The sequence below is a fragment of the Nocardiopsis oceanisediminis genome (genome assembly GCF_048595525.1).
GTDB classification, from domain to species: Bacteria; Actinomycetota; Actinomycetes; order Streptosporangiales; family Streptosporangiaceae; genus Nocardiopsis_A; species Nocardiopsis_A oceanisediminis.
This window is the reverse complement of record NZ_JAFMZJ010000001.1, coordinates 4,437,454-4,460,608: the sequence shown is the minus strand read 5'-3', so window position 1 is coordinate 4,460,608 and position 23,155 is coordinate 4,437,454. Positions and strand designations below refer to the sequence as shown.

General features: G+C 76.1%; 25 protein-coding genes. 18 read left to right on the top strand and 7 right to left on the bottom strand.

Annotation, left to right across the window (positions count from 1 at the left end; all coding sequences use genetic code 11):
• The first annotated feature begins 74 nt into the window (after window positions 1-74).
• The gene (locus tag J0910_RS19850; RefSeq protein WP_420160044.1) at window positions 75-641 is read left to right on the top strand and encodes a hypothetical protein; all 567 of its coding nucleotides are present in this window, start codon (window positions 75-77) and stop codon (window positions 639-641) included.
• A 197-nt stretch (window positions 642-838) separates the two neighbouring features.
• Here the strand turns inward: J0910_RS19850 and aztA are convergent, their stop codons facing one another.
• Window positions 839-1,534 carry a zinc ABC transporter ATP-binding protein AztA gene (aztA, locus tag J0910_RS19845; RefSeq protein WP_420160043.1) on the bottom strand — a complete coding sequence of 232 codons (696 nt, stop codon included), beginning with the start codon at window positions 1,532-1,534 and terminating at the stop codon, window positions 839-841.
• Window positions 1,535-1,565: 31 nt separating this feature from the next.
• On the opposite strand from aztA, the gene aztB reads away from it, so the two are divergent.
• The 4 genes from aztB (at window position 1,566) to aztD (ending at window position 5,843) form a co-directional block, all read left to right on the top strand.
• Window positions 1,566-2,468: a zinc ABC transporter permease AztB gene (gene aztB, locus J0910_RS19840; protein WP_420162027.1), complete on the top strand. Its 903-nt coding sequence runs from the start codon at window positions 1,566-1,568 to the stop codon at window positions 2,466-2,468.
• Window positions 2,465-3,652: a hypothetical protein gene (locus J0910_RS19835; protein ID WP_420160042.1), complete on the top strand. Its 1,188-nt coding sequence runs from the start codon at window positions 2,465-2,467 to the stop codon at window positions 3,650-3,652. The genes aztB and J0910_RS19835 overlap by 4 nt, the downstream gene beginning before the upstream one ends.
• Window positions 3,653-3,657: 5 nt before the next feature.
• Window positions 3,658-4,590, top strand: a complete 933-nt coding sequence (gene aztC, locus J0910_RS19830; RefSeq protein ID WP_420160041.1) for a zinc ABC transporter substrate-binding protein AztC — start codon at window positions 3,658-3,660, stop codon at window positions 4,588-4,590.
• Window positions 4,591-4,667: 77 nt separating this feature from the next.
• Window positions 4,668-5,843 carry a zinc metallochaperone AztD gene (aztD, locus tag J0910_RS19825; protein ID WP_420160040.1) on the top strand — a complete coding sequence of 392 codons (1,176 nt, stop codon included), beginning with the start codon at window positions 4,668-4,670 and terminating at the stop codon, window positions 5,841-5,843.
• A 52-nt stretch (window positions 5,844-5,895) separates the two neighbouring features.
• On the opposite strand, the gene J0910_RS19820 is transcribed toward aztD, so the two are convergent.
• Window positions 5,896-6,354 carry a hypothetical protein gene (locus tag J0910_RS19820; RefSeq protein ID WP_420160039.1) on the bottom strand — a complete coding sequence of 153 codons (459 nt, stop codon included), beginning with the start codon at window positions 6,352-6,354 and terminating at the stop codon, window positions 5,896-5,898.
• A gap of 141 nt (window positions 6,355-6,495) precedes the next feature.
• On the opposite strand from J0910_RS19820, the gene J0910_RS19815 reads away from it, so the two are divergent.
• The 7 genes from J0910_RS19815 (at window position 6,496) to J0910_RS19785 (ending at window position 12,606) form a co-directional block, all read left to right on the top strand.
• Window positions 6,496-7,236: a DsbA family protein gene (locus J0910_RS19815; RefSeq protein ID WP_420160038.1), complete on the top strand. Its 741-nt coding sequence runs from the start codon at window positions 6,496-6,498 to the stop codon at window positions 7,234-7,236.
• A gap of 3 nt (window positions 7,237-7,239) precedes the next feature.
• Window positions 7,240-8,172, top strand: a complete 933-nt coding sequence (locus tag J0910_RS19810; protein WP_420160037.1) for a cytochrome c biogenesis CcdA family protein — start codon at window positions 7,240-7,242, stop codon at window positions 8,170-8,172.
• Window positions 8,169-9,509 (top strand): PQQ-binding-like beta-propeller repeat protein, encoded by a 1,341-nt coding sequence (locus J0910_RS19805; protein WP_420160036.1) that lies wholly within the window; start codon window positions 8,169-8,171, stop codon window positions 9,507-9,509. The genes J0910_RS19810 and J0910_RS19805 overlap by 4 nt, the downstream gene beginning before the upstream one ends.
• A 184-nt stretch (window positions 9,510-9,693) precedes the next feature.
• Window positions 9,694-10,071: a BlaI/MecI/CopY family transcriptional regulator gene (locus J0910_RS19800; protein WP_420162026.1), complete on the top strand. Its 378-nt coding sequence runs from the start codon at window positions 9,694-9,696 to the stop codon at window positions 10,069-10,071.
• Complete coding sequence (locus J0910_RS19795) at window positions 10,068-11,027, top strand: M56 family metallopeptidase (protein WP_420160035.1); 960 nt, start codon at window positions 10,068-10,070, stop codon at window positions 11,025-11,027. Before J0910_RS19800 ends, J0910_RS19795 begins: the two co-directional genes overlap by 4 nt.
• Window positions 11,028-11,041: 14 nt before the next feature.
• Window positions 11,042-11,674 (top strand): class I SAM-dependent methyltransferase, encoded by a 633-nt coding sequence (locus tag J0910_RS19790; RefSeq protein ID WP_420160034.1) that lies wholly within the window; start codon window positions 11,042-11,044, stop codon window positions 11,672-11,674.
• Window positions 11,671-12,606, top strand: a complete 936-nt coding sequence (locus J0910_RS19785; RefSeq protein ID WP_420160033.1) for a DsbA family protein — start codon at window positions 11,671-11,673, stop codon at window positions 12,604-12,606. Before J0910_RS19790 ends, J0910_RS19785 begins: the two co-directional genes overlap by 4 nt.
• Before the next feature lie 102 nt (window positions 12,607-12,708).
• On the opposite strand, the gene J0910_RS19780 is transcribed toward J0910_RS19785, so the two are convergent.
• From J0910_RS19780 to J0910_RS19770, 3 genes are all read right to left on the bottom strand, one after another.
• Window positions 12,709-13,899 carry an MFS transporter gene (locus tag J0910_RS19780; RefSeq protein ID WP_420160032.1) on the bottom strand — a complete coding sequence of 397 codons (1,191 nt, stop codon included), beginning with the start codon at window positions 13,897-13,899 and terminating at the stop codon, window positions 12,709-12,711.
• Between the two features lie 37 nt (window positions 13,900-13,936).
• A complete protein-coding gene (locus tag J0910_RS19775) occupies window positions 13,937-14,554 on the bottom strand; it encodes a TetR/AcrR family transcriptional regulator (protein ID WP_420160031.1) in 618 nt (205 codons plus the stop codon).
• A 427-nt stretch (window positions 14,555-14,981) separates the two neighbouring features.
• Entirely contained in the window at window positions 14,982-16,439 is a 1,458-nt protein-coding gene (locus J0910_RS19770) for an aminotransferase-like domain-containing protein (protein ID WP_420160030.1), read from the bottom strand.
• Window positions 16,440-16,493: 54 nt separating this feature from the next.
• Between J0910_RS19770 and J0910_RS19765 the strand changes: the two genes are divergently transcribed.
• From J0910_RS19765 to J0910_RS19755, 3 genes are all read left to right on the top strand, one after another.
• Complete coding sequence (locus J0910_RS19765) at window positions 16,494-17,708, top strand: trans-sulfuration enzyme family protein (protein ID WP_420160029.1); 1,215 nt, start codon at window positions 16,494-16,496, stop codon at window positions 17,706-17,708.
• Window positions 17,709-18,037: 329 nt separating this feature from the next.
• Window positions 18,038-18,505 (top strand): hypothetical protein, encoded by a 468-nt coding sequence (locus J0910_RS19760; RefSeq protein WP_420160028.1) that lies wholly within the window; start codon window positions 18,038-18,040, stop codon window positions 18,503-18,505.
• Window positions 18,506-18,784: 279 nt separating this feature from the next.
• A complete protein-coding gene (locus J0910_RS19755) occupies window positions 18,785-19,132 on the top strand; it encodes a DoxX family protein (RefSeq protein ID WP_420160027.1) in 348 nt (115 codons plus the stop codon).
• A 215-nt stretch (window positions 19,133-19,347) separates the two neighbouring features.
• On the opposite strand, the gene J0910_RS19750 is transcribed toward J0910_RS19755, so the two are convergent.
• Window positions 19,348-20,001 (bottom strand): SMI1/KNR4 family protein, encoded by a 654-nt coding sequence (locus J0910_RS19750; protein WP_420160026.1) that lies wholly within the window; start codon window positions 19,999-20,001, stop codon window positions 19,348-19,350.
• A 69-nt stretch (window positions 20,002-20,070) separates the two neighbouring features.
• Between J0910_RS19750 and J0910_RS19745 the strand changes: the two genes are divergently transcribed.
• Complete coding sequence (locus J0910_RS19745; protein ID WP_420160025.1) at window positions 20,071-20,436, top strand: hypothetical protein; 366 nt, start codon at window positions 20,071-20,073, stop codon at window positions 20,434-20,436.
• Between the two features lie 168 nt (window positions 20,437-20,604).
• On the opposite strand, the gene J0910_RS19740 is transcribed toward J0910_RS19745, so the two are convergent.
• Entirely contained in the window at window positions 20,605-21,864 is a 1,260-nt protein-coding gene (locus J0910_RS19740) for a phosphodiester glycosidase family protein (RefSeq protein WP_420160024.1), read from the bottom strand.
• 200 nt (window positions 21,865-22,064) lie between these two features.
• Here J0910_RS19740 and J0910_RS19735 point away from each other — a divergent pair, with 200 nt between their 5' ends.
• A complete protein-coding gene (locus J0910_RS19735; protein ID WP_474646608.1) occupies window positions 22,065-22,490 on the top strand; it encodes a VOC family protein in 426 nt (141 codons plus the stop codon).
• A gap of 80 nt (window positions 22,491-22,570) precedes the next feature.
• Complete coding sequence (locus J0910_RS19730) at window positions 22,571-23,140, top strand: flavoprotein (RefSeq protein ID WP_420160022.1); 570 nt, start codon at window positions 22,571-22,573, stop codon at window positions 23,138-23,140.
• The last annotated feature ends 15 nt before the right edge of the window (window positions 23,141-23,155 follow it).

Genomic DNA, 23,155 nt, shown 5'->3' with positions numbered 1-23,155 from the left:
GGGAGGGCGCGGGCCGGAGGGGCCGCCGCCCCGCGCGGCCGGGGCGGCGGGAAAGCCGGGTGAAGGGACGGCCGATGGCGCTCAGGAGGAGGCGGGCACTGCTCGCCGGTGCGCTGGCGCTGGTCGTGCTGGGCGCCTGGCAGTGGGCCGCCGAGCACCGGGCGCAGGACCGGAGGGACCTGCGCGACCTGACCTCGGTCCTGCCCTGGGAGCCGGGGGAGCTGCTGGTCCCCGACGCCGCCTCGGCGGAGGAGGACGCGATGGGGTGGGCGGAGCCGCGCGCGTTCACCGTCGTCTACCGGGCGGGTCCGGAGACCGGGGACGGCCCGATGATCGACTACACGCTCTACGACCCCTCCGGTCCGGGCGAGGCCGAGTACGGGCCCTGGTGCGGCGCGGTGGAGGTGCGCAGCTGCACCGACCTGGGCGGCGGTCTGGTCGAGGCGGTCACCCGGGACACCGCCAACAGCGATCCGGCGCTCGCCCTCCACCGCGACCTCGGCGACCGGGCGGTGACGGTGACCGCCTACGACGGCGAGGCCGACACCGCCTTCCTCCGCGACGTCCTGGAGCAGGTGCACACCCCGACCGAGGACGAGCTGCTGGAGCTGCTGCGCCGGGACGGCTACCGGGGCGGATGACGGGGAGCGGCGGGGCGCCGCCCCCCGGCGCCGGTCGGCCGTGACCGACCGCCCCTTCCTCCGATGATCTTGGAGTCGCGGGGCCGTCAGAGCGCTCTGACGGCCCCGCAACTCCAAGATCATCGTTGCGGAGGGCCGCCTCCCCGGTGCGCGGGCCGGAGCGCCGCGGCGGCCTGCCGGACGGTTCGAGGGGGCGGCTACCCGGCCGCCCCCAGGGCTTCGTCGGGGGCGCCCTCGGCGGTGATGCGGCCCGCCGTGAGCAGCAGGCAGTGGTCGGCGCGGTGGGCGGCGCGCGGGTCGTGGGTGGCGTGCACGACGGTGGTGCCGCCCGCTCGGACCTCGTCGACCAGGTCGAGGATCGACTCCTGGGCGGCGGAGTCCAGGCCGGTGGCGGGCTCGTCCAGCAGCAGCAGGTCGGACTCCTGGGCCAGGCCCTGGGCGAGCAGCGCGCGCTGGCGCTGGCCGCCGGAGAGCTCGTCGAGGCGGCGCCCGGCCAGGTGGGCGATGCCGAGCCGGTGCAGGCAGGCGTCGACCACCGAGCGGTCGTTCGCGGTGAGCCGCCGCCACGGGCCGCGGTGCGCCCACCGGCCCATCGCGACGGTGTCGCGGACCGTCACCGGGAGCGCGTCGGGCACCGCGCTGCGCTGCAGGACCAGGGCGGGGCGGTGCCGGTGGTTCCGGTGGACCGCGCCGGAGGCGGGGGTGTGCACCCCGGCGAGGACGGCCAGCAGGGTCGACTTCCCGGAGCCGTTCGCCCCGACCAGGGCGGTGGTCCGGCCGGCGGGCAGGGCGGTATGCACACCGTCGAGCACCCGGTGCGGGCCGTAGCCGGCGGACACCGAGGCCAGCTGCACGGCGGTGGGGATCGGGTTCACAGCGCCTCCGATTGACATTGATAATGATTATCATTGTACGGTGTCCGTTATGGAGTGGTTGATCGCCCCTTTCGAAGTCTCCTTCGTCGCCCGTGCGCTGGTCGGGGGCCTGCTGGTCTCCGGTGTGTGCGCGCTGGCCGGGACCTGGGTGGTGCTGCGCGGCATGGCGTTCCTCGGCGACGCGATGTCGCACGGCATGCTCCCCGGCGTCGCCCTGGCCTCGCTGCTCGGCGGCAGCCTCTTCCTCGGCGCCGCGGCCAGCGCCGTCGCGATGGCGCTCGGGGTCACCGCGCTGACCCGCAGCGGCCGGCTCTCCCGGGACACCGGCATCGGCCTGCTGTTCGTCGGGATGCTCGCCGCCGGGGTGATCATCGTGTCCCACTCCCGGTCGTTCGCGGTCGACCTCACCGGCTTCCTCTTCGGCGACGTGCTCGCCGTCCGCGAGCGCGACCTGCTCGTGCTCGCCGCGGCGCTGGCCGCCGCGGCCGCGATCGCCCTGCTCGGGCACCGGGCCTTCGTCGCCCTGGCCTTCGACCCCCGCAAGGCCGAGACGCTCGGCCTGCGCCCCCGGGCCGCGCACCTGGCGATGCTCGCCCTGGTGACACTGGCGATCGTCGCGTCCTTCCACGTGGTCGGCACCCTGCTGGTGTTCGGGCTGCTCATCGCGCCGCCCGCGGCGATGTCGCTGTGGGCCCGGCGCATCCCGGTGATCATGCTCGGCGCCGCCCTGATCGGAGCGGCCTCGGTCTTCGCCGGGCTGCTCGCCTCCTGGCACCTGGGCACCGCAGCGGGCGCCACCATCGCGGCCGTCGCGGTGGCCCTGTTCTTCCTGGCCGCACTGGCCTCGGCGGTGCGCGACCGCGGCCCCGCCCGCCCCCTCCCCGACCCCGACCCCGACCCCGACCGAGGCGGGGTCCCCGAGCACGGCAAGGAGCACGAGAGCATCCGATGAGAACCGACAGCGCGACAAGGGCGGTCGCGGCCTTCGCGGCGGCCGGGCTGCTCGCCGCGGGCTGCGCCCCCCGGGGCGGAGAGCCCGAGGAGGGCGGTGAGTCCGTCCCGCACGGCTACGTCGAAGGCGCCGAGGAGACCGCGGAGGCGCAGTGGCGCCTGGTCATGGCCGACCCCGGCGGCGGCCTGCACATGCTTGACCCGGCCACCGAGGAGGTCGGGGCGGTCGGCGAGGCCCCCGGCGCCGAGCACGCCGCCACCGACGGCCGGTTCGCCTACGTCGGCGGCGACGGCGGCACCGCCGTCTTCGACAGCGGCACCTGGACCGTGGACCACGGCGACCACGTCCACTACTACAAGGCGGAGGCGCGCACCGTCGGCGAGGTCGGCGGAGGCACCGGGGCGTGGGCCGCCGGGGACACCGCCCTCACCGTGCTGGGCGGCGGCGACCGGCTGCGCGCGCTGGACCGCGCCGCCCTGGAGGACGGCGAGGTCGACGAGGCCGCGGCCGCCGAAGGCACGGCCGCCGTCGCCTACGCCGGGCACCTGGTCACCGCCGGCGGCTCCGGCGGGGTCGCCGTACTGGACCGGGACGGCGAACCGGCCGGCGCCGGGATCGGTGAGGACTGCCCCGACCCCCGCGGGCAGGCCGTCACCCGCCGCGGCGCGGTGCTGGGCTGCTCCGACGGCGCCCTGCTGCTCACCGAGGGCGGCGGCGAGGACGCCGCGATCGAGGCGGAGAAGGTCCCCTACCCGGACGGCGCCGGCGCCGGACCGGCCCAGGGCCTGTACCACCGCCCCGGCGCGCCGGTGCTGGCCGGCCCGGCCGACGAGGGGGTGTGGGTGCTCGACGTCGGCGCCGCCGAGTGGACCCTGCTCGACACCGGCCCCGTCCTCGCCGCGAGCGCCGCCGGCGAGGACATGCCGGTGCTCGTCCTCGGCGAGGACGGCGCGCTGCGCTCCTACGACCCGGCCACCGGCGAGGAGACCGCCGAGACCGAGCTGATCGAGGAGCCCGGCGGGGACGGGCCGCCGCCCGCCGTCGCCATCGACACCGCCCGCGCCTACGTCAACGACCCGGAGGGCCGGGCCGTGTACGAGATCGACTACAACGACGACCTGCGGACCGCCCGCACCTTCGAACTGGACTTCGCCCCCGCGCTCATGGTCGAGACGGGGTGGTGACCGCGATGGCCCCCGTATCGCGCATCGCGCGCACCGCCGGAGCGGCCGCGCTGGCCCTGGCGCTGGGCGCGGCGGCGTCCGGCTGCGCCGCCTTCGGCGGCGAGCGCTCCGGAATCGTCGTCACCACCAACATCCTCGGCGACATCACCCGCAACATCGTCGGCGACCAGGCCGAGGTGACCGTGCTGATGAAGCCCAACGCCGACCCGCACTCCTTCGGGATCTCCGCGCAGCAGGCCGCCGCCCTGGAAGAGGCCGAACTGGTCGTCTACAACGGCCTCGGCCTGGAGGAGGGCGTGCTGCGCAACGTCGAGTCCGCCGAGGAGGCCGGCGTGCCCGCGCTCGCCGTCGGCGAGCACGCCGACCCCCTCGACTACACCGAGGGCGAGACCGCCGGCGAACCCGACCCGCACTTCTGGACCGACCCGGTGCGCACCGGCGACGCGGTCGACGCCATCGCCGAGCAGGTCGCGGCCGAGGTGGGCGGCGTCGACGAGGAGCGGATCCGGGCCAACGCGAAGGAGTACCGGGCGCGGATCGACGAGGTGCACGCCGAGGCGGAGGAGCGGTTCGCCGAGATCCCCGAGGACCGGCGCCGCCTGGTCACCAACCACCACGTGTTCGGCTACCTCGCCGACCGCTACGGCTTCGAGGTGGTCGGCGCGGTCATCCCCAGCGGCACCACCCTCGCCTCGCCCAGCGGCTCCGACCTCAAATCGCTCGCCGACGCGGTCGAGGCCGCCGGGGTGCCCGCGGTCTTCGCCGACTCCTCCCGGCCCGACCGGCTGGCCACGGTGATGGCCGAGGAGGCCGGACTGGACATCGAGGTGGTGCCGCTCTACTCGGAGTCCCTCACCGAGGAGGGCGGAGGCGCCGCCACCTACCTGGAGATGACCCGCGCCAACACCGAGGCCATCGCGGACGGCCTCACCGGCTGAGCCGCCCGCACCCCCACCCCCCGCACCGGGGCGGCCGAGGCCGCCCGCCATCCCCTTCGAGAGAACGGAAGCAGCACATGACGCACCACCCGAACCGGTTCCGGCGCCGCGCGGCGCTGCCGGCCGCCCTGGCCGCGCTCGGCCTGGCCGCCACCGCCTGCGGCGGCGGGGGCTCGGCCGAGGAGGCCTCCGGGGAGGACGCCCCCGCCAAGGTGGAGGACCCCGTCGTCGCCACCTACGACGGCGGGATCTACATCATCGACCCCGAATCCCTCGACGTGGTCGAGGACATCGAACTGGAGGGCTTCAACCGGCTCAACCCGGCCGGCGACGGGCGGCACGTGCTGGTCTCCACCTCGACCGGCTTCCGGGTGCTCGACGCGGCCGGCGCCGAGCTGACCGAAGACGAGTTCGAGGCGCCCGAGCCCGGCCACGTCGTGCACCACGCCGGGAAGACCGCGCTGTTCTCGGACGGCGCCGGGGAGGTCACCGTCTTCGACCCCGCCGACCTCGGCGGCGGGCTGCCGGAGGCGGAGAAGTACACCACCGAGCACCCGCACCACGGCGTCGCCCTGGTGCTGGAGAACGGCGAGATGGTGGTGACCATGGGCGACGAGGAGGAGCGCCCCGGGATCCGGGTGCTCGACGCCGAGCGGAAGGAGACCGCGCGCAGCGAGGAGTGCCCCGGGGTGCACGGCGAGACGACCGCCGAGGGCGAGGCGGTGGTCATCGGCTGCGAGGACGGCGCGCTGCTCTACTCCGGCGGGGAGATCACCAAGATCGACAGCCCCGACGACTACGGCCGGATCGGCAACCAGGCCGGGCACGAGGAGTCCCGGTACGTGCTCGGCGACTACAAGACCGACCCCGACGCGGAGCTGGAGCGCCCCGAGCGGGTCTCGGTCATCGACACCGGGGCCGGCGAGCTGGAACTGGTCGACCTGGAGGCCAGCTACAGCTTCCGCTCGCTGGGCCGCGGCCCGCACGGCGAGGGCCTGGTGCTGGGCACCGACGGCGCGATCCACGTGATCGACCCCGAATCCGCCGAGGTCACCGACTCCTTCCCGGTCATCGGAGAGTGGAAGGAGCCGCTGGAGTGGCAGGAGGCCCGCCCGACCCTCTACGTCCGCGACCACACCGCCTACGTCACCGACCCCGGTGAGAAGAGGCTGTACGCGGTGGACATCGAATCCGGCGAGGTCAAGGCGGAGACCGAACTCCCCCAGGCGACCAACGAGATCACCGGCGCCTGACCCCCGCCCCCCGGCCCGGCCCCGCTGCGGCGGCGGCCGGGCCGGGGCCGCGTCAGCGGGTCGTCTCGCGGGGCCGCACCTCGCAGGAGGCGGCGGTGCGCAGGCGGGTGCGGAGGGCGGCGGCGAGGAGGGCGAGGCCGGCCAGGGCGAGCAGCGGCTGCAGCGGGGCGAACCAGTTGAGGGCGCCGGAGGCGCCGATGGCGAGCAGGACCAGCTTGTTGCAGACCGGGCAGCCGATCGCGAACCAGGTCAGCAGGGTTCCGCCCAGGCCGCGGCGGTCCGGGCGGGCGGTATCGTCCTGGGCGGCGGGGCCGGTGCGCACGTAGGTGGCGAGCAGCAGCCCGGACAGCACGGCGGCCGCCGCCCACACCGGGTACGACCACCAGGTCGGCTCGATCTCCCGGGTGAACATGCCGTTGGGGATCAGCACGGTCGGGATCCCCAGCACCACCAGGGCCGCCGCGGTCCCGCCGGCGGCCGCCGCCCACTGCCTCTTCGTCCACTGCCGCATCGCGGTACGCGCCCCTCGGTTCTCGGAGTGCGGCGGCTCACCCGGAGGAGCGGGCGGCCGCCGCGGAACTTCTATGTAGCATAGAGGAACTTCTATGGTGCATAGAAGAAGTCCGCCGATCCGCCGACCGGAAGGTGTCCGATGCCGCGCCAGAAACCCGCCCAGCGGGACCCCGGACTGCTCTGGCCGCTGCTGCTCAGCGCCCTGGTGGTGCTGGCCATCGCGGCCGGGATCGCCGTCCAGATGACCGGCGGCGACGGGGACGAGACGGCGGCCACCGGCACGACCGCCACCGGCGACGACGACGGCCTCCGGGAACTGGGCGAGGCCCTGGCCCGCCGGGACGCCGACGACCCCACCGCGCTCGGCGAGACCGACGCCCCCGTGGTGCTCGTCGCCTACTCCGACTACCAGTGCCCGTTCTGCGCCACCTGGGTCAACGAGACCCAGCCCGAACTGGTCGAGCGCTACGTCGACTCCGGCGACCTGCGCATCGAGTGGCGCGAGTTCCCCTACAAGGGCGAGACCTCCCGGATCATGGCGGTCGGCGCCCGCGCCGCCGCCGAGCAGGACGCCTTCTGGGAGTACCACGAGGCCGTCTACGCCGCCCACGAGGACCTCGACGGCATCTCCCCCGACGAGGCCAGGGAGGAGCTGGCCGCCATCGCCGCCGAGGAGGGGCTGGACGCCGAGCGGTTCAGCGCCGACCTGGACGACGAGGAGCTGGCCGCCCAGGTGGAGGCGGACTTCGCCGAGGGGCAGCAGGTCGGGGTGAGCGGAACGCCCGCCTTCCTGATCAACGGCCGCCCGGTCATCGGCGCCCAGCCGCTGGAGGTCTTCACCGACGCCATCGACACCGCCCTCGCCGCCGAGGAGGGCTGACCCGTGGACATCGGCTACCTCGCGGCCCTGCTCGGCGGGCTGCTCGCGCTGCTCAGCCCGTGCAGCGCCCTGCTCCTCCCGTCGTTCTTCGCCTACGCCTTCCGCGACCCCTTCGGCCTGCTGGTCCGCACCGCCGTGTTCTACGCCGGGCTGTGCACCACGCTGATCCCGCTCGGCGCCGGATCCGCCCTGGTCACCGGGTTCTTCTACGGCAACCGGGAGCTGCTGGTCGCCGTCGCCGGCTGGGCCGTCATCGCGCTGGGCGCCGCGCAGATCCTCGGCCTGGGCGTCTCCATCGGCCCGCTCGCCCGGCTGCAGGGCCGCTTCTCCGGGCGGACCGGCAAGCTCCCGGTGTTCGGGCTGGGCGCCGTCTACGGCCTGGCGGGCTTCTGCTCCGGCCCGATCCTCGGCGCGGTGCTCACCGTCGCCGCGACCGGCGGCCCGCTCCGCGGCGGCCTGCTGCTGGCCTGCTACGCCCTGGGCATGGCGCTGCCGCTGTTCTTCCTCGCCCTGCTCTGGGACCGCTTCGACCTGGGCCGCAAGCGCTGGCTGCGCGGCCGCCAGGTCGCCCTGGGCCGGCTGCGGCTGCACACCACCAGCCTGCTCTCCGGCCTGATGTTCATCGGCATCGGCGTGCTGTTCCTGCTCTACGACGGCACCGCCGCGATGCCCGGCACCGCGTGGCTGGAGGGGATCGCCTACCGCGCCCAGCAGCCGCTGGCCCACCTCGGCGCCCGCACCGACCTGGTCTTCCTCGGCGCACTGGCCGCCCTGCTGCTCGGCATCGCCGCCTACCGCGCCCTCCGGTACCGCCGCGGCGCCGCCGAGCCCCCCGTGCAGGAGGGCGAAGCGGCGGATGACGGGGCGACCGCCCAGGGCGGCGAGCCCGCGAAGGACGGGGAATCCGCCCGGGACGGGGGAGGGGACCCCCGGTGAACCCGCCGGACGAGCGGGATCGGCGGGCCGCCCGCCCCCTCCGGTCGGGGGCCGAGCCGCCGCAGGCCCCCGGCCCCGGCGCGCCCGGCCACGGCGGGAGGAGGGCGGCCCGCGCCCCCGCCGCCGCGGCCGGGGCGGCCGCCCTGCTGCTCCTCGCCGCCTGCACCGGCGGCGGGCCCGGCGACCCCGCCGACGCCGAGCCCCGGGACGACCCGCCCACCCCCGCACCGGAGGTGCCGGCCGCCGGCGTCCCGCCCACCCTGGCGGCCGAACCCGCCTGGCTGGCCCCGTTCTCCGCCCCTCCCAAGGCCGCCGGCGACGGCTTCGTCGGCCTCGTCATGCCCGAGGAGAACGGCGGCGACCTGGTCTTCCTCGGCGTCGGCCCGGACGGCGCCACCCGCTGGGCGCTCTCCCGCAACCCCAGCTGCACCGCGTTCGCCGCCACCCGGGACGCCGACGGCGGCGACCTGGTGGTGGTGCTGGACAGCGACGCCGACCCCGAGCGCGCCCTGCTCGCCTCCACGACCACCGCCGCCGCCTACCGCCCCGGCGACGGCGCCCTGGTGTGGGGCCCGGTCGAGGTCCCCGGCACCCTGATCGGGCCCGGCCTGGTGTTCGGCGCCGCCACCGGGTCCATCATGAGCACCGAGACCGGCCCCAAAGCGGCCCTGGACCCCTCCACCGGCGCGGTCGCCGCGGACGAGGAGGACGGCGCCGCCGCCGTCCTCCACGAGCACCAGGGCGCCCTGCTCACCGAGGAGGGCGGGGAGCTGCGCGCGGTCGACACCGGCACCGGGGAGGAGCTGTGGAGCACCCGCGGCCTCGACCCGCCCGAGCACGCCCCCGGCGCCTCCCCGGCCCCCGGGCCGCGACCGGAGACCGACGCCGGCGCCGCCGCCGTCCTGGAATGGCGCGCCGACGGCGCCGAAACCGCCGCCTACACCGTGCACGACCTGCGCACCGGGGCGCTCCTGGCGGAGCTGGGCGGCGGCGAGGAGCCGCGCCTCATCGGCACCCCGGAGGGCCCGGCCGCCGTCACCGGCGCCGAACCCGGCGGCGGCACCGTCCTGATCGGCCTGGACGCCGGCTCCGAGGACCCGCGGGAACTGTGGCGCCGGGACCGCCCCGGCGGCGCCCCCCGGCCGGAGGCGATCACCGGCGGCGTGCTCTACCTCACCGACGGGGAGACCACCCGCGCCGTGGACATGCGCACCGGCGACGACCTCGGCGAAGGCCGCTGGCCCGCCCCGGTCGCCGCCGCCGGCGGCACCGCCCTGCTCCCGGTGCCCTCCGACGGCCAGGGCGACGCCTTCGCCGCCCTCCCGGCCGCCCCATGACCCCCGGGCCCTGCCCCCGCCCGGGCCCCCGACCAGAGAAGACGAAGGCGGGAACGGAACCGGCCCCGCCGCCCGTGTCGGGCGGGGCCGCCGGGGCGGAGGCCGCGCGGTCCGTTCACAGGACGGGTCCGGAAGGCTCTTAAGGTGAAGCGGAGAAAGAGAGCATCAGGAGGTGGCGAGGGCGATGGAGGAGACCGGTCCCGGACTGGGGCCGCTTGAGGCGTCCGTCCTGGACGTGCTGTGGGACGCCGGGGAGGAGATGAGCGTCCGCCGGGTCGTCGACGCGCTGCCCGGCCGCACCCCCGCCTACACCACCATCTCCACCGTGCTGGAGAACCTGCGCCGCAAGGGCTGGGTGGACCGGCGGCGCACCGGCAGGGTCTGGTTCTACCGCCCGCTGCGCGACCGCGCCTCCTACGCCGCCCGGCGGATGCACGGCGCGCTCACCGACAGCGGCGACTCCCGGGCGGCGCTGCTCCGCTTCGTCGGCGACATGTCGCCCGAGGACGTCGACGTGCTCCGCACCCTCCTCGCCGACGTCCCCAAGGAGGCCGACTCATGACCGCGGTCGCCGTGGCCCTGGCGGCCGCCCTGCTGCTCACCGTCGCCGGCCCCGCCCTGCTCGCCCGCGCCGCGCACGCCGGCGGCCTGCGCCCCGGCGCCATGCTCGGGCTGTGGACCCTGGCCTCCGCCACCTGGCTGCTCACCTGGGGCGCCATGCTGGCCATGCTGGTCGCCGAGGTGATGGGCCCCGGCGTCAAGGGCTTCGTCACCGCCTGCGTCACCCTGCTCCAGGCGATGAGCGGCAACGGCGCCGTCGCCTGGATCGGGCTGCTGGCCCTGATCACCGCGGCGGCCGCCGCCCGGTTCGGCTGGGTGGTGCTGCGCCGCAGCCGGGACACCGCCCGGTGGCGCCGCGACCACCACCGCCGGCTCGCCTCCCGGGCCCGCCGCCGGACCCTCGCCGGCCGCCCGGTTTGGCTGGTCGACACCGACCGGCCGGACGCCTACTGCGTCCCCGGCCGCCGCGCCGGCGTCGTGGTCACCCGGGGCGCCCTGGACGCGCTCTCCGCGAAGGAGATGCGCGCCGTCCTCGCCCACGAGCAGGCGCACCTGCGCGGCCGGCACCACCTGCTGGTCTCCTGGGCCCGGCTGCTCAACGCCGCGTTCCCCGGCGTCCCGCTGCTGCGCGCCGCCGCCCGCGAGGTCCCGGTGCTGGTCGAGTGGGCCGCCGACGACCACGCCGCCCGCTCGGTGGGCGCCGCCTCCCTGCTGCACGCCCTCGGCGCGATGGCCGTCCCCGCCGAGCGCTCCGAGGAGGCGCTGGCCGCCTCCGGCGCCTGCACGGTGCAGCGCGCCCGCCGGCTGCTGGACCCCTCCCGGGCCGGCGGCGACCTGCGCCGCCGCGCCGTCGCCGCCGCGGCCGCCGCCGTGCTGCTGCTCGCCCCGCCGGCCCTCGCCCTGGGGTCGGCCGCGATCACCGTGGCCACCTCCCCGCCCTGCGCCTGCACCCTGTGAAAGAGGAGGACGCCGTGGACAGCGACGCCTGGGACGAGCGCTACCGCGCCGCCGAACCGGTCTGGGGCACCGCCCCCAACCGCTTCGTCGTCGAGCAGACCGGGGACCTGGCCCCCGGCCGGGCACTGGACGTGGCCGCCGGCGAGGGCCGCAACGCCGTCTGGCTGGCCGAGCGGGGCTGGCGGGTGCGGGCCACCGACTTCTCCCCGGTGGCGGTGGAGCGGGGCCGCCGCCTCGCCGCCGAGCGCGGCGCCGAGGTCGACTGGGACGTCGCCGACGCCCGCACGGACGCCCCCGAACCCGGCGGCTACGACCTGGTGCTCCTGGCCTACCTGCACCTGCCCGCCGAGGAGCGGCGCCGCGCCCTGGCCGGCGCGGTGCGCGCGCTCGCCCCCGGCGGCCGGCTGGTCAGCATCGGCCACGACCGGAGCAACATCGAGCACGGCACCGGCGGCCCCCAGGAGCCGTCCATCCTGCACGACGCCGCGGAGATCGCCGCCGACCTGGCCGCCACCGCCCGCGACCAGGGCGTCGCCCTGGACATCGGCCGCGCCGGGACGGTGCTCCGCCCGGTGCGCACCGAGGGCGGCGAGGCCCAGGCGGTCGACACCCTCGTGGTCGCCGAGCGCCCGGGGGAGCGGTCATGACCGGCGGCGCACCCGCCCCCGGCGCGGACGGAGGACCGGGGGAGGAGGGCCGCCGCGAGTCGGGCGGCGGCCTCGAAGGCGGCCCCGGCGACGGTGCCGCCCGCGCTTCCGGGGCGGACGGCGATCGCGGGGCGGGCGGCGCCTCCGAAGGCGCCCCCGGCCGCACCGCCGCCCCGCCGGCCGCCGGGGCACCGCCCCGGCCCGGACGGCGGCTGCCGCGCCCCGGCCGCACCGCCCTGGTCATCGGCGCCGCACTGCTGCTCATCGCCGTCGCCGCCGTGGCCACCGTGCTGGACACCGGCGCCGGCCGGGACGGGGAAGGGGCGCCGCCCGCCGCGTCCGGCCCGTCGCCGAGCCCCTCGCCCTCCGGCCCGCCGGAGCTCGCCGGCCCGCGCCCGCCGGAGATCGCCCCCGAGCTGCGGATGGGCTCCGAGGACGCCCCGGTCAGCATGGTCGTCTTCGGCGACTACCGGTGCCCCTACTGCGCGGCGTTCACCCAGGAGCAGCAGCCGCAGCTGGTCGAGAAGTACGTGGAGGAGGGGCGGCTGCTCATCGTCTGGCGCGACTACCCCTACAAGGGGGGCGTCTCCGAGGATGCGGCCGTCGCGGCGCGCGCCGCCGGCCGCCAGGACGCGTTCTGGGAGTACCACGACGCCCTCTACGCCGACCCCGGTGCCTGGACCGGCGCGGAGGAGGCCGACGGCGCGCCCTTCACCGCCATCGCCGAGGGGCTGGGCCTGGACACCGAGCGGTTCCGCGCCGACCTGGCCGACCCGGAGCTGCGCGGCGCGGTCGACGACGACATGGGGTTCGCCCTCTCGCTCGGCGTCCCCGGGACCCCGGCGTTCCTGATCGACGGCGAGGCGTTTTTCGGCGCCCAGCCGGTCGAGGAGTTCGAGGAGCGGATCGAGGAGGCCGAGCAGGACGGCTGACCCGGCCGCCCCGCTCCCGTCCGCGCGGCGGCCCCGGTGCCGCGCCGCGGCACCGGGGCCACCGGGGAGAGGGCGGGCGGAGCCGCCTTGCGGGGAGGGCTCTCAGCCGCGGTCTCCGCTGGTCACGGGCCCGGCGCCGGTCACCGTCAGCCGCCGCGCGACCGTGAGCAGGAGCAGCGCGCCGAGGCCGGAGCCCGCGGCGATCAGCGGGAGCGCCCCCGCCCCGAGGGACGACAGCGCCAGCCCGCCGATGGCGCCCCCGGCGGCCACCCCCAGGTAGGTGCCGGAGGTGTTGAGGGCCAGCGCCTGCGGGGCGACCGGCCCGGCGAGGGCGTGCAGCCGGGCCTGGATCGCCGGGGAGTTCCAGAACGCCATCCCGCCCCACACCGTGCCCACCACGATGACCAGCGAGAACGGGGCGGGGCGCAGCAGCCACAGCCCCCACAGGAGCGCCATCGAAACGGTGATGGTCCCGATCCCGAAGGCGAGCGCGCGGTCCGGCCCCCAGCGGTCGCTCGCGCTCCCGCCGAGCCAGATGCAGGCGATCCCGGCCAGACCGGACAGGCTGAACGCCAGGGCGCGCTCGTTGACGCCCGCCGCGGTCGTGTCGGCCAGGAAGGGCGCCAGGTAGGTGAGCATCATCATGGACCCGGTCATCAGCGCGCAGTTGGCCAGCAGGCCGAGCGAGACCGGGGCCCTGCGCAGCGTCCGCAGCTGCTCCCCGAGACCGGGCGCCTCGCCGGCGTCCTTCTCGCGCGGGAGCGCCGCCGCGATCGCGACCAGGACGGCGATCCCCGCGAGCGCCATCGCGGCGAACGTCGCGCGCCAGCCGAAGTGGCCGCCGATCCAGGTGCCGACGGGAACCCCCGCCGCGATCGAGCCGGTCACGCCGAGCGAGACCACCGCGATGTACCGGCCGACCTTCTCCGCGGGGGCGTGCTGGGCGGCGAACGCGAAGACCGCCGGCGTCATGCTCGCCGCCGCGCCGGCCGCGACGACGCGGAGCGCCATCAGCACCGCGAACGACGGCGTGAACGCGGCGGCGGCGTTCGCCGCGATGAAGACCAGCAGCGCGGCGGTGAACAGGTACCGGCGGGGGACCCGGGCGAACACCACCGCGGCGACCGGCGCGGCCACCGCCACGGTCAGCGAGAAAACGGTGATCAGCTGGCCGGCCTGCGCCTCGGCGACCCCGAGGTCCCGGGCGAGCTCGGGGAGGATGCCGGCGATCACGTAGTCGTCGGTATAGAGCACGAATCCTGCTGCGAGCAGGACGAAGAGCCACACGGGCATGGGAGTCGATTCTTCTCGGAGGGGTGGGTGGGGCGGTTCAGCGGGCCGGCGGTGAGACCGGCGGCAGGGCCAGCAGCATCGCCAGGTGCGCGCGCAGGGTGGCGCGGAGCCGCTCGGTGCCGAGCGAGCCGTGCGGGGTGACGGTGTCGATGGTCAGGCCGCCGATGAGGGCGGTGACCTGGGCCGCCTTGGCCTCGGGCTCGTCGGCGCCGAGCGCGGCGAAGGCGTCGGTGGCGACCTGGCCGAGGTCGGCGGCCATCCGCTCGGAGATCGGCCGGAACACCGGCCGGGTGCGGGCGGCGAGGATGAGCTCCAGCACGACGATCGCCTCGTCCCGCCGCTCCCCGTCGACCGGCAGCACCTCCTCGACCAGCGCCTGGAGCGCGTCCAGCGCCTCTTCTCCGGTGAGACCGCGCAGGCCGTCCACGGGGTGGTGGGCGAGCCGCCGGCCCATCCGGTCCCCGGCCTCCTCGGCGGCGGCGGCGAGCAGGTCCTCGTGCCCGTCGAAGTAGTGCCGGACCGAGCCGACGTTCAGCCCGGCCTCGGCGGCGACCTTGCGGAGGGAGAGCCCATCGATGCCCTCGGCCACGACGATGCGGAACGCGGCCTGGACGACGTGGCGGCGCCGCTGCTCGGGGTCGATGCGTGCGGGCATGGCGGGCTCCTCGGGTCGGGGTGCGGCGAGTCCAGAATTTATCACACGTGTGCTAAATAAAGGGCGGGCCTCCCCGCCCCGGTGGGGGCGTGCGGTGGTCAGCCCCTCAGGGGCGGATGAGGACGGGAGGGCGCCAGGACACTCGTCGCCGTCCTCAGGTTTCCACCCCTCACAAGGGCAATGGGGATCGTCGTCAGGGGCCGGGACGGAGATGCTGACGGCCTGTTTCCACCCCTCACAGGGCAGATGGGGATCCCACGGTGAAGTCGCAGCTCGCAGCGGTCACACCCTGCCGCCTCCGCAGGATTCCCCAGCGGCCCCCGGTCGTGCGGCCGCCCCGCTGCGTCGCTGGGATCCGGTCCTCACCGGCCGACCCTGCAGAGGCGCGCCCCCGCCTCCCAAGGGCTTTTCCGGCCCCGCTCCCGGGTCACACCACCACCGCGCTCAGCGCCACCGCCCCCGACGACAGCCGCGGCGAGGCCTCGTACACCCTCCACGCCTCCGCCAGTCTGCGCACCGACTCCTGGATGCGCTCGGGCGTCCCGGTGAAGGGCAGCCGGAGGTGGTCGGAGCTGCCCCCGGCCGCGTCGATGGCGCCCCCGGGCAGCAGGGCCACCCCGTGCCTGATGGCGACCTGGGCGAACGAGGCCGCGTCGCCCCGGGGGAGCCGGACCCAGAGCGTCTGGCCGCCCTCGACCGGCGGGAACTCCCAGGACGGGAGGGCGCGGGCGAGCTCGGCACGGAGCAGGTCGTGCCGGGCGCTCAGCTCCTTGACCCGGCGGGCCCGGACCGCCTCGTAGTCGTCCAGGATGCGCACCGCCGCCAGCTGGGACGGCACGTCGCTGCCGAGGTCGTGCACGGCCTTCAGCCTGGCCAGCCGGGCCACCAGCTCCTCGCGGGCGCGCAGCCAGCCGACCCGCATGCCGCCCCAGACCACCTTGCTCAGCGACCCGACGCCGATCACCTCGCCGTAGGCGGACAGCGGACGCGGCACCGGCCGGTCGTGCAGGGCCAGGTCGGCCGTGACGCCGTCGTCGACCAGCGGCACCCCCGCCGCCTCCGCGGCCTCCACCAGGCGCCGGGCGGCCAGCGGCGGGAGCACCGCACCGGTCGGGTTGTGGTGGTTGGCCACCAGGTAGGCCAGCGCCGGGCGGTGCTCCTCCAGCACCCGCACCGCCTCGCCGACGTCCAGTTCTGCGGATCCGCGCGCCACCGGGCGCAGCACCGCGCCCGCCCTGCGGAACAGGTCCAGCGCCCCGGAGTAGGTCGGCGCCTCCACCAGGACGTCGTCGCCGGGGGCCACCAGCAGCTCGGTCAGCAGCGACAGCGCCTGCTGCCCGCCGGTGGTCACCAGGATCTGCGACGGCGAGGTCGGCACGCCGGCCGCGCGGTAGCGCTCGGCCAGCGCCTCGCGCAGCCGGGGCAGGCCGGCGGGCCGGTAGCCCAGCCCCAGCCCTCCGTCCAGGCGCATCGACGCGTAGGCGAGGGCGACCTCCGCCGGCGGCTCCTCGGGCGCGGCGCAGCTGAGCACGATGGTCCCTTCGGGCGGGTCGAGCAGCTGGAGGAAGGAGGGGTTGGTGGTGTCCTCGGAGCCCGCCGAGGGGACCGGCACCGCCGCGGCGACCCGGGTGCCGCTGCCCTGCCGCCGCTCGATCCGCCCCTCGCGGCGCAGCACCTCATAGGCCTCCACCACCGTGGTCCGGCCGACGGCCAGGGCGGCGGCCAGCGCCCGGTCCGGGGGCAGCCCGGTGCCGGTGGGCAGCGCCCCCTCGTCGATCAGCCGCCGCAGCCTGCCCGCGAGCAGCAGATACAGCGGCCCCCGCCCCGCGGACCAGTAGCCCAGCAGGGCGGCCAGCTCCTGTGAGCGGATCCTGCGCGTCCCCATCGCAAACCATTCCGAGTCGATTGGCCCTGTCAAAATAGACCATTCACTGCTGCCATGGACGTCATGAGCCTCCACGCGAACCGCTATGAAGCACAGACCCGGGCCGTGCACGTCCCCGTCGTCGAACCGCAGGGCAGCAGCCCGGCGGCGACCCCCCTCCACCTCAACCACCAGTTCGTCTTCGGCACCGCGGAGGAGCTGGTCGGCGCCTTCGACGGGCCGGACGCCCCGTTCCTGTACGCGCGGATGGGCAACCCCACCGTCCGCACCCTGGAGGACGCCCTCGCCGACCTGGAGGGAGGCGAGGGGGCGCTGGCGTACGGGTCCGGGATGGGCGCGATCAGCACCGTGCTCACCGCGCTGGCCGGCTCCGGCGACCACGTCATCGCGCAGCGCTCCCTGTACGGCGGCACCCACGCGTTCCTCTCCGACCTGCAGGCGCGCTGGGGCGTCGAGGTGGACCACGTCTCCGGCTCCGACCCGGAGGAGGTCCGCGCGCTGCTGCGCCCGAACACCCGGGTCCTGTACCTGGAGACCATCGCCAACCCGACCACCCGGGTCAGCGACCTGCCCGCGCTGGCGGCGGCCGTGCGCGGCAGGGGCGTCACCACCGTCGTCGACAACACGTTCGCCACCCCGCTGCTGTGCCGCCCTCTCGAACACGGGGCGGACGTGGTGATCCACTCCACCAGCAAGTACCTGGGCGGGCACGGCGACGCGCTGGGCGGGGCCGCGGTCTTCGCCTCGGAGGAGCTCCGCCGCCGGGTCTGGGACCGGGGGACGGTGCAGGGCGCGGTGGCCTCGCCGTTCAACGCCTGGCAGACGCTGCGCGGGCTGCGCACCCTGGAGCTGCGGGTGCGGCGGCAGTCCGACAACGCCCGGGAACTGGCCGAGCGGCTCTCCCGGCACCCGGCGGTCGCCGCAGTGCACCACCCCGACCTGCAGGACCACCCGGACCGGGAGGTCAGCGCGCGGATCCTGAAGGCCGGGGGAGCGGTGCTCTCCTTCGACCTGAAGGGAGGGGGGCGCGAGGCGGCGGCCGCGTTCGCGGAGGGGCTGCGGCTGGTGCGGCTCTCCCCGTCGCTGGGGGAGGTGGCGACGCTGGTGATGCCCCCGGCCAGCACCTCGCACCACAAGCTGAGCGCGGAGGAGCTGAGCGCGGCGGGGATCGGCGAGGGGCTGGTCCGGATGGCCGTGGGCATCGAGGACGTCGAGGACCTGTGGAAGGACGTCGAGCAGGCCCTGGAGGGGATGGAGGAGACCGGCTGACGGGCCCGGACGGCCGCCGGTCGGCCGCCGCTCGCGGCCCCTGCCGGAGAGATGGGGCTGCGCGGGGCGGGAGGGAGACCGTCCCTCCCCCCGCCCCGTCCGCACCGCTTCCGCCGGCCCCGCCCGCCCGGCAGGCCCGCCGCGAGAGGATGATCCGCGATGTCGGACCCCCTGGCCATACTCTTCGGACGGCCGAGAGCCGAGGAGCGGGCAGGCCCTCGCGGTGTACGCGAGCGGCATCGCGGCCGATGAGACCGGTTCCTTCCGTCCGCGGCATTCGCGAAGCCCGCCGCCGATATCGGAACCCACCCACTCTTTGAAAGGCGAACATGGGCGTCACAGCGACCTTCCGAAGCGTCAGCGGAGAGGAATCGGAGCGTGCCGGACAGGACCCGTCCTATGCCGCGCGCCTGCTGGAAGAGCTTCCGGAGGGCGACGAGGTTCCGCCCACCTCCGACCTCAGCGTTCAGCGGCGTGTTCTCTACATTCAGCGCTTCTCGCTCGACCTGTGGGAGTACCTGGTCGAGGACTCGCCGGTCAACGTTTTCCTGGGGGAGGACTACATCGACCTGAACCCTGATCACGAGGAGGACGGGGACGGCGAGGGGGACCAGGCCATGGAACTCGGTCCCGGGCTCGTCGGCGAGCTGGCGGACTGGCTGCGCGGTGTGCGGTTCGCCGACGTGTACGACGAGACCGACGAATACGGGCTCATCGAGCAGGATTTCGAGGAGTTCCGCACTTTCTTTCTGGCGGTCGCCGAGCGCGGCGAGGGCGCGCTGTTCCATTACGCCTGACGGGGCGATCGGCGGCGGCCGCGTCTCGGCCGCTGCTCCCCTCCCCGCCATCGGATCCTCTGCGGGCCCGGGGCCGTCCCGGAGGGACCGGTGCCCCCGGCGGCCGGCGGCCCCCGATCCTCTCTGCGCTTCCGGCGCGCTCCGATACCCCCCCGGAGCAGGCCGAGCGGGCGGGCGTCACAAAAGCGCGGAACGCTCCGTCATGGAGGTGAGGGGCCGAACAGGCCCCGCCGGAGCGGACCCGGGCCGGCGCCCGGGTCCTGATGAGGAGCGTTGCCCATGTCCACCGCCTACATCGTCGTCACCGTCCTCGCCGCCGCCATGGTGGCGTTCTCCGCCCTCGCGATCTTCGCCCGCTTCACGTGGGTCGTGGGCCCGCTGGCCGAGTACGGCGTCCCGGAGTCGTGGTGGCCCTGGCTCGGCGCCGCCAAGGCGGCGGGCGCACTGGGCCTGCTGGTCGGCCTGGCCGTCCCGGCGATCGGGGTCCTCGCGGGGACCGCGCTGGTGCTCTACTTCACCGGGGCCCTCATCACCGTCATCCGGGCCCGCTCCTACCTGCACATCCCGGCCCCGCTGATGTACATGGCGCCGGTGGCCGGGTCACTGCTCCTCGGCGCGGCCGGCTGAAGGGAGAGCGCCGCGGGACCGCCGGCCGGCACAGAACCATCGCAGCGAAGGCCGCCGGTTCGGAAGCAGGGCGGCGGGTCGTCGTTCCGCCGACCCATGTTCTCCTGCCGGGCCGATCGAGACGGCCGTCCGGTTCTGACGAGAGGACCGCCACCGGCTGATGCAGGGTGCGCCGTTTCGGTCGTGCCCCTCCGGTGCGGCGCCGACGCCCGCCCCTACCCGGGGAGCGGCCTCCAGCCCTCCGCCGGCGTCTTCGGCGAGCCCCAACTGAGGCTCTGCCCCACCAGGCCGGGGACGCTGCCGCTCCCCTCGATGCTCCGGCGCTCCTCCAGGGCGTCGGCGACCTCGCCCAGGTAGGCGGCGAGCGACGGCCAGAGCCCCGGAGCCGGGTCGAGGGCGGACGCGTAGCGGCCCACCCGGCCGTACCCCTCGCCGGGGGTGCAGTCGATGAGCAGCCCGTAGAGCCCGTCCGGGTCGGTGGCGGCGAACGGCAGGTAGCGCAGCCGGGGGTCCTTCCGGCGGCGGAGGGAGGCGGGCCCGCCTGACCAGAGCGCCGGCTTCGCCACCGGCCCGATCCCGCCGTCGGGCAGCAGGTAGCCGCCCCACTGCTCCTCCGGGGTCGGCCGCGGTTCGCCCCAGACCGGCCAGTCGAAGCAGGAGGCCGGACCGGTGCCGTTGCGGAGCAGATAGAACGCCCGCAGCTCGGCGGGGATCACCAGGTCGAGCCGGTGCTCGACGTCCCGGATCTCCTCCTCGGCGGCCGGCCCCGGAAGGCGCCGGCGGCTGCACGGCGCGTGCTCCTCCAGCCAGACCTCGATCCTGCCCCAGGCGACGACGGCCTGCTCGGCCCGCTTCAGCTCATCGCTCATCCCCGCACCCTAGGGGCCCGGTGCGACAACCGGGCGGAACCGCGCCCGCGCCGGGCGGCCGGCGCCGAAGTGGGCGATCACGACGAGATCGACCTGTCGGCCTTCTACGGGGGCGAGCTGCCCGTGGCCCCCGGCTGGAAGGTCGGCGGATGGCCCCCGTGGGGCCGCACCGACCCCGTCGCCCGGTTCTGCATCGCCTGCGACGCCGCGGTGACCCCGCTGCTGACCATCGCGTCGGGCGAATGGGACGGCGGAACCACGGGCTGGATCCCCTACGAGGACCGGGACCTCGCCGCACGCGGCGGCGGCAATGTGTCGAACCCGCCCGAGGTCCAGGTCGGCAGCGCCGACCACCTGCATATCTACGTCTGCCCGAACTCCCCGGCCCATCCCTGCCCCGGCGGGGGACATCCGCACACCGACCTGATCCAGTGAGCCGGCGCCGGGCGGACCCGGGCAGGCCATGGCCCGGGTCCGCCCGGTGGAAGCCGGCACCCGCGGCACGGCCGTCGACCGGTGGTCCGGAACGCGTCCTGCCGGCGGTGGGCGCGGGGCCGGGCGCACCCCTGGCCGGTCCGGCCCCGACGGCGCCGCGCGGGCGGGTCAGCGCGCCGCCGGCGCAGGCACCCGGGGCGCGTCCGCCGCGAGCGGGCCCCCGGAGCGGGGCAGCGCGCGCGGCGGCGGGACCGGCCCCGGGCCGGCGGCCAGTGCGTCGCCGGAGACCGCGGTGACCGCCAGGCCGTTGGGGACGGGCCGCTCCCTGTCCCCGCCGTTGCGGTTGCGCTTCTTCAGCCCGTCCTTGCCCGGGGAGCGGGCGAGCAGCGCGGAGGAGCCGCCGCCGTCCAGCTCCAGCGCCTGGTCGGCGCCGGCGTCGGCGAGCATCCGGGCCACCTCCGGCAGGGTCGCGCCGGGGACGCCGGAGATCCGCCCGTCCACGGCGGCCAGGAACATCCTCCGGCCGTCGGCGGAGAAGCCGATCGCGGTGCGCGGGTGCCGGGCCCCGTCGCTCGCCCCGGTCGGGGCGCCGTCGCGGACCAGTACCCGGTGGCCGCCGATGACGGTCCGCGCCGGCCCGCCGGCGTCCAGCCGGTAGTCCACCGACACCGCGTCGCCCTTCTCCAGCCCGGCCACCCGGTCGGCGGCCTTCCCCAGGCCCACCAGGACCTCGGTCCCCTCCTCGATCGCCCCGCCGCCCGCGCCGTCGCGCACCTCGCGCACGACGTCGCCGGCGACGACCGCCTCGGCCACCCGCTTCGCCCCCTTCGCCGCGCCCTTCCGGGAGCGGTCGCCCCACTCGGGCGTGTACAGTCCCAGCCCGCCGTCCGGGACGACGTGTGCGTTGAGCGCGTCCAGCCCCACCTCGCCGCTCGGCAGGTCGGCGGTGCCCTCGAAGCGGACGGTGCCGATCCGCCCGGTCCCGTCCTCGCCGAAGACCGCGGCCTCCACCCGGTCGCCGGTGGGCGACTTCAGGGCTTCACCGTCCCGCATCGCGGCCCCGCGCGGGGCGCCGGTGGCCCCGATGTCGAAGAAGTCGCCGTTGGCGGCCGCCACCACGTCCCGCCCGGCCGGCGCGGTGAGCGCCCCGGCCATCTCCGGCACGGTCGCGGTCGCGGCCACCGCCCCCGCGTCCAGGTACTCCACCTGGGCGCCGTCCTCGCCGCCGAGTTCGACGGTGAGCAGCGAGGTGTCCTCCCGCCCGCCGGTGGCCGGGGACGCCAGCGAGGACAGCCGCACCCCCACGGCGACCGGCACGTCCTTCTCCGCGGCCCGGGCGGGTGGAGCGGTCAGGGACGACGCGACCAGCATCGCGGCGGCCCCCGCGGCCACGGCTCGCAGCGGACGGATGCGCGCAGAGCGGATCACGGCGACCCCTTCCAGCCGAGCGCCCGGACGGACGCGAACTAGATGACTGAAAGTAGTCGAAAAGTAACTCAAAGTATCGTAGTGGCGCGCGGGCGCCCGCATCCGGGGCGGTGATCCCGCCGCCCGCGCGGATCGGGGGCCGAAGATCCGCCGCTCGGGAAGCGTACGCCCCTATGCTCGGGGGCATGGCGATTCAGCGGATGGACAACGTCCTCATCGTCGTCGAGGACATGGACGCCGTCATCGCGTTCTTCGTGGAACTCGGCCTGGAACTCGAAGGCAGGGGGCCGGTCGAGGGCCGCTGGGTGGACCGCGTCATCGGGATCGACGGCGCCCGGCAGGACGTCGCCATGCTGCGGACCCCGGACGGCGGCGCCCGGATCGAGCTGGCGAAGTTCCACGCGCCGGAGGCGGTCGCCCCGCAGCCGGCGGACGCCCCGGTGAACACGCTGGGCATCCGCCGCATCATGTTCGCCGTCGACGACATCGAGGAGACCGTCGCCCGCCTGCGCGCGATCGGCGCCGAGCTCGTCGGCGAGATCGCCCGGTTCGAGGAGGCCTACCGGCTCTGCTACGTCCGCGGCCCCGAGGGCATCGTCACCGGACTGGCCGAGCGGCTCGGCTGAAGAGCCGCGAAAGGGGGGCGCCCGCAGCGTCATCGCGCCCGCCCCCGCCCCGGCGCGGGGCGCCCTCTTACACTTGCCCCATGGCGAATCCCCCGGCTGCCCCGACGCTCTACCTGGTCGTCTCCGGCGCGATGGCGCCCGAGGGCGTACCGGAACTGGTGGAGCTGCTCCAGGACGACGGCTGGAGCGTCACCGTGCTGTCCACCCCCGACGGCACCCGGTTCCACCGGCCCGAGCGGCTGGCCGAGCTGACCGGCGAGCAGGTCCGGGTGGAGTACCGGCTGCCCGGCACCGGCACGTCCCTGCCGCCGCCGGACGCGGTGCTGGCCTGCCCGCTCACCTTCAACTCCACCAACAAGTTCGCCCAGGGCATCGCCGACTGCTTCGCCATCGGCCTGCTCTGCGAAATGGCCGGCTACGGGGTGCCCACCGTCGTGGTCCCGAGCTGCAAGCCCCAGCTCGCCGCGCACCCGGCCTTCCAGCGCTCCCTGGAGACGCTGGAATCGATGCCGGCGGTCACGGTGCTGTACGACCCGGACGCTCCGCAGGACGCCCGGCTGCCGAAGTGGGGCGAGCTCGCGGCGGAGTTGCGGAAGGCGGCGGCCCCGAGGGCCGACCGGCGGCCGCTGCCCGACTCCGCCGCCCCTTGAGGGACGCCCCTGGAA

Bases quoted from the DNA above. Each gene is read 5' to 3' on its own strand.
- J0910_RS19850 (WP_420160044.1), top strand. From the start codon at position 75: ATGGCGCTCAGGAGGAGGCGGGCACTGCTCGCCGGTGCGCTGGCGCTG.
- aztA (WP_420160043.1), bottom strand. From the start codon at position 1,534: ATGTCAATCGGAGGCGCTGTGAACCCGATCCCCACCGCCGTGCAGCTG.
- aztB (WP_420162027.1), top strand. From the start codon at position 1,566: ATGGAGTGGTTGATCGCCCCTTTCGAAGTCTCCTTCGTCGCCCGTGCG.
- J0910_RS19835 (WP_420160042.1), top strand. From the start codon at position 2,465: ATGAGAACCGACAGCGCGACAAGGGCGGTCGCGGCCTTCGCGGCGGCC.
- aztC (WP_420160041.1), top strand. From the start codon at position 3,658: ATGGCCCCCGTATCGCGCATCGCGCGCACCGCCGGAGCGGCCGCGCTG.
- aztD (WP_420160040.1), top strand. From the start codon at position 4,668: ATGACGCACCACCCGAACCGGTTCCGGCGCCGCGCGGCGCTGCCGGCC.
- J0910_RS19820 (WP_420160039.1), bottom strand. From the start codon at position 6,354: ATGCGGCAGTGGACGAAGAGGCAGTGGGCGGCGGCCGCCGGCGGGACC.
- J0910_RS19815 (WP_420160038.1), top strand. From the start codon at position 6,496: ATGCCGCGCCAGAAACCCGCCCAGCGGGACCCCGGACTGCTCTGGCCG.
- J0910_RS19800 (WP_420162026.1), top strand. From the start codon at position 9,694: ATGGAGGAGACCGGTCCCGGACTGGGGCCGCTTGAGGCGTCCGTCCTG.
- J0910_RS19795 (WP_420160035.1), top strand. From the start codon at position 10,068: ATGACCGCGGTCGCCGTGGCCCTGGCGGCCGCCCTGCTGCTCACCGTC.
- J0910_RS19785 (WP_420160033.1), top strand. From the start codon at position 11,671: ATGACCGGCGGCGCACCCGCCCCCGGCGCGGACGGAGGACCGGGGGAG.
- J0910_RS19780 (WP_420160032.1), bottom strand. From the start codon at position 13,899: ATGCCCGTGTGGCTCTTCGTCCTGCTCGCAGCAGGATTCGTGCTCTAT.
- J0910_RS19775 (WP_420160031.1), bottom strand. From the start codon at position 14,554: ATGCCCGCACGCATCGACCCCGAGCAGCGGCGCCGCCACGTCGTCCAG.
- J0910_RS19770 (WP_420160030.1), bottom strand. From the start codon at position 16,439: ATGGGGACGCGCAGGATCCGCTCACAGGAGCTGGCCGCCCTGCTGGGC.
- J0910_RS19765 (WP_420160029.1), top strand. From the start codon at position 16,494: ATGGACGTCATGAGCCTCCACGCGAACCGCTATGAAGCACAGACCCGG.
- J0910_RS19760 (WP_420160028.1), top strand. From the start codon at position 18,038: ATGGGCGTCACAGCGACCTTCCGAAGCGTCAGCGGAGAGGAATCGGAG.
- J0910_RS19755 (WP_420160027.1), top strand. From the start codon at position 18,785: ATGTCCACCGCCTACATCGTCGTCACCGTCCTCGCCGCCGCCATGGTG.
- J0910_RS19750 (WP_420160026.1), bottom strand. From the start codon at position 20,001: ATGAGCGATGAGCTGAAGCGGGCCGAGCAGGCCGTCGTCGCCTGGGGC.
- J0910_RS19735 (WP_474646608.1), top strand. From the start codon at position 22,065: ATGGACAACGTCCTCATCGTCGTCGAGGACATGGACGCCGTCATCGCG.
- J0910_RS19730 (WP_420160022.1), top strand. From the start codon at position 22,571: ATGGCGAATCCCCCGGCTGCCCCGACGCTCTACCTGGTCGTCTCCGGC.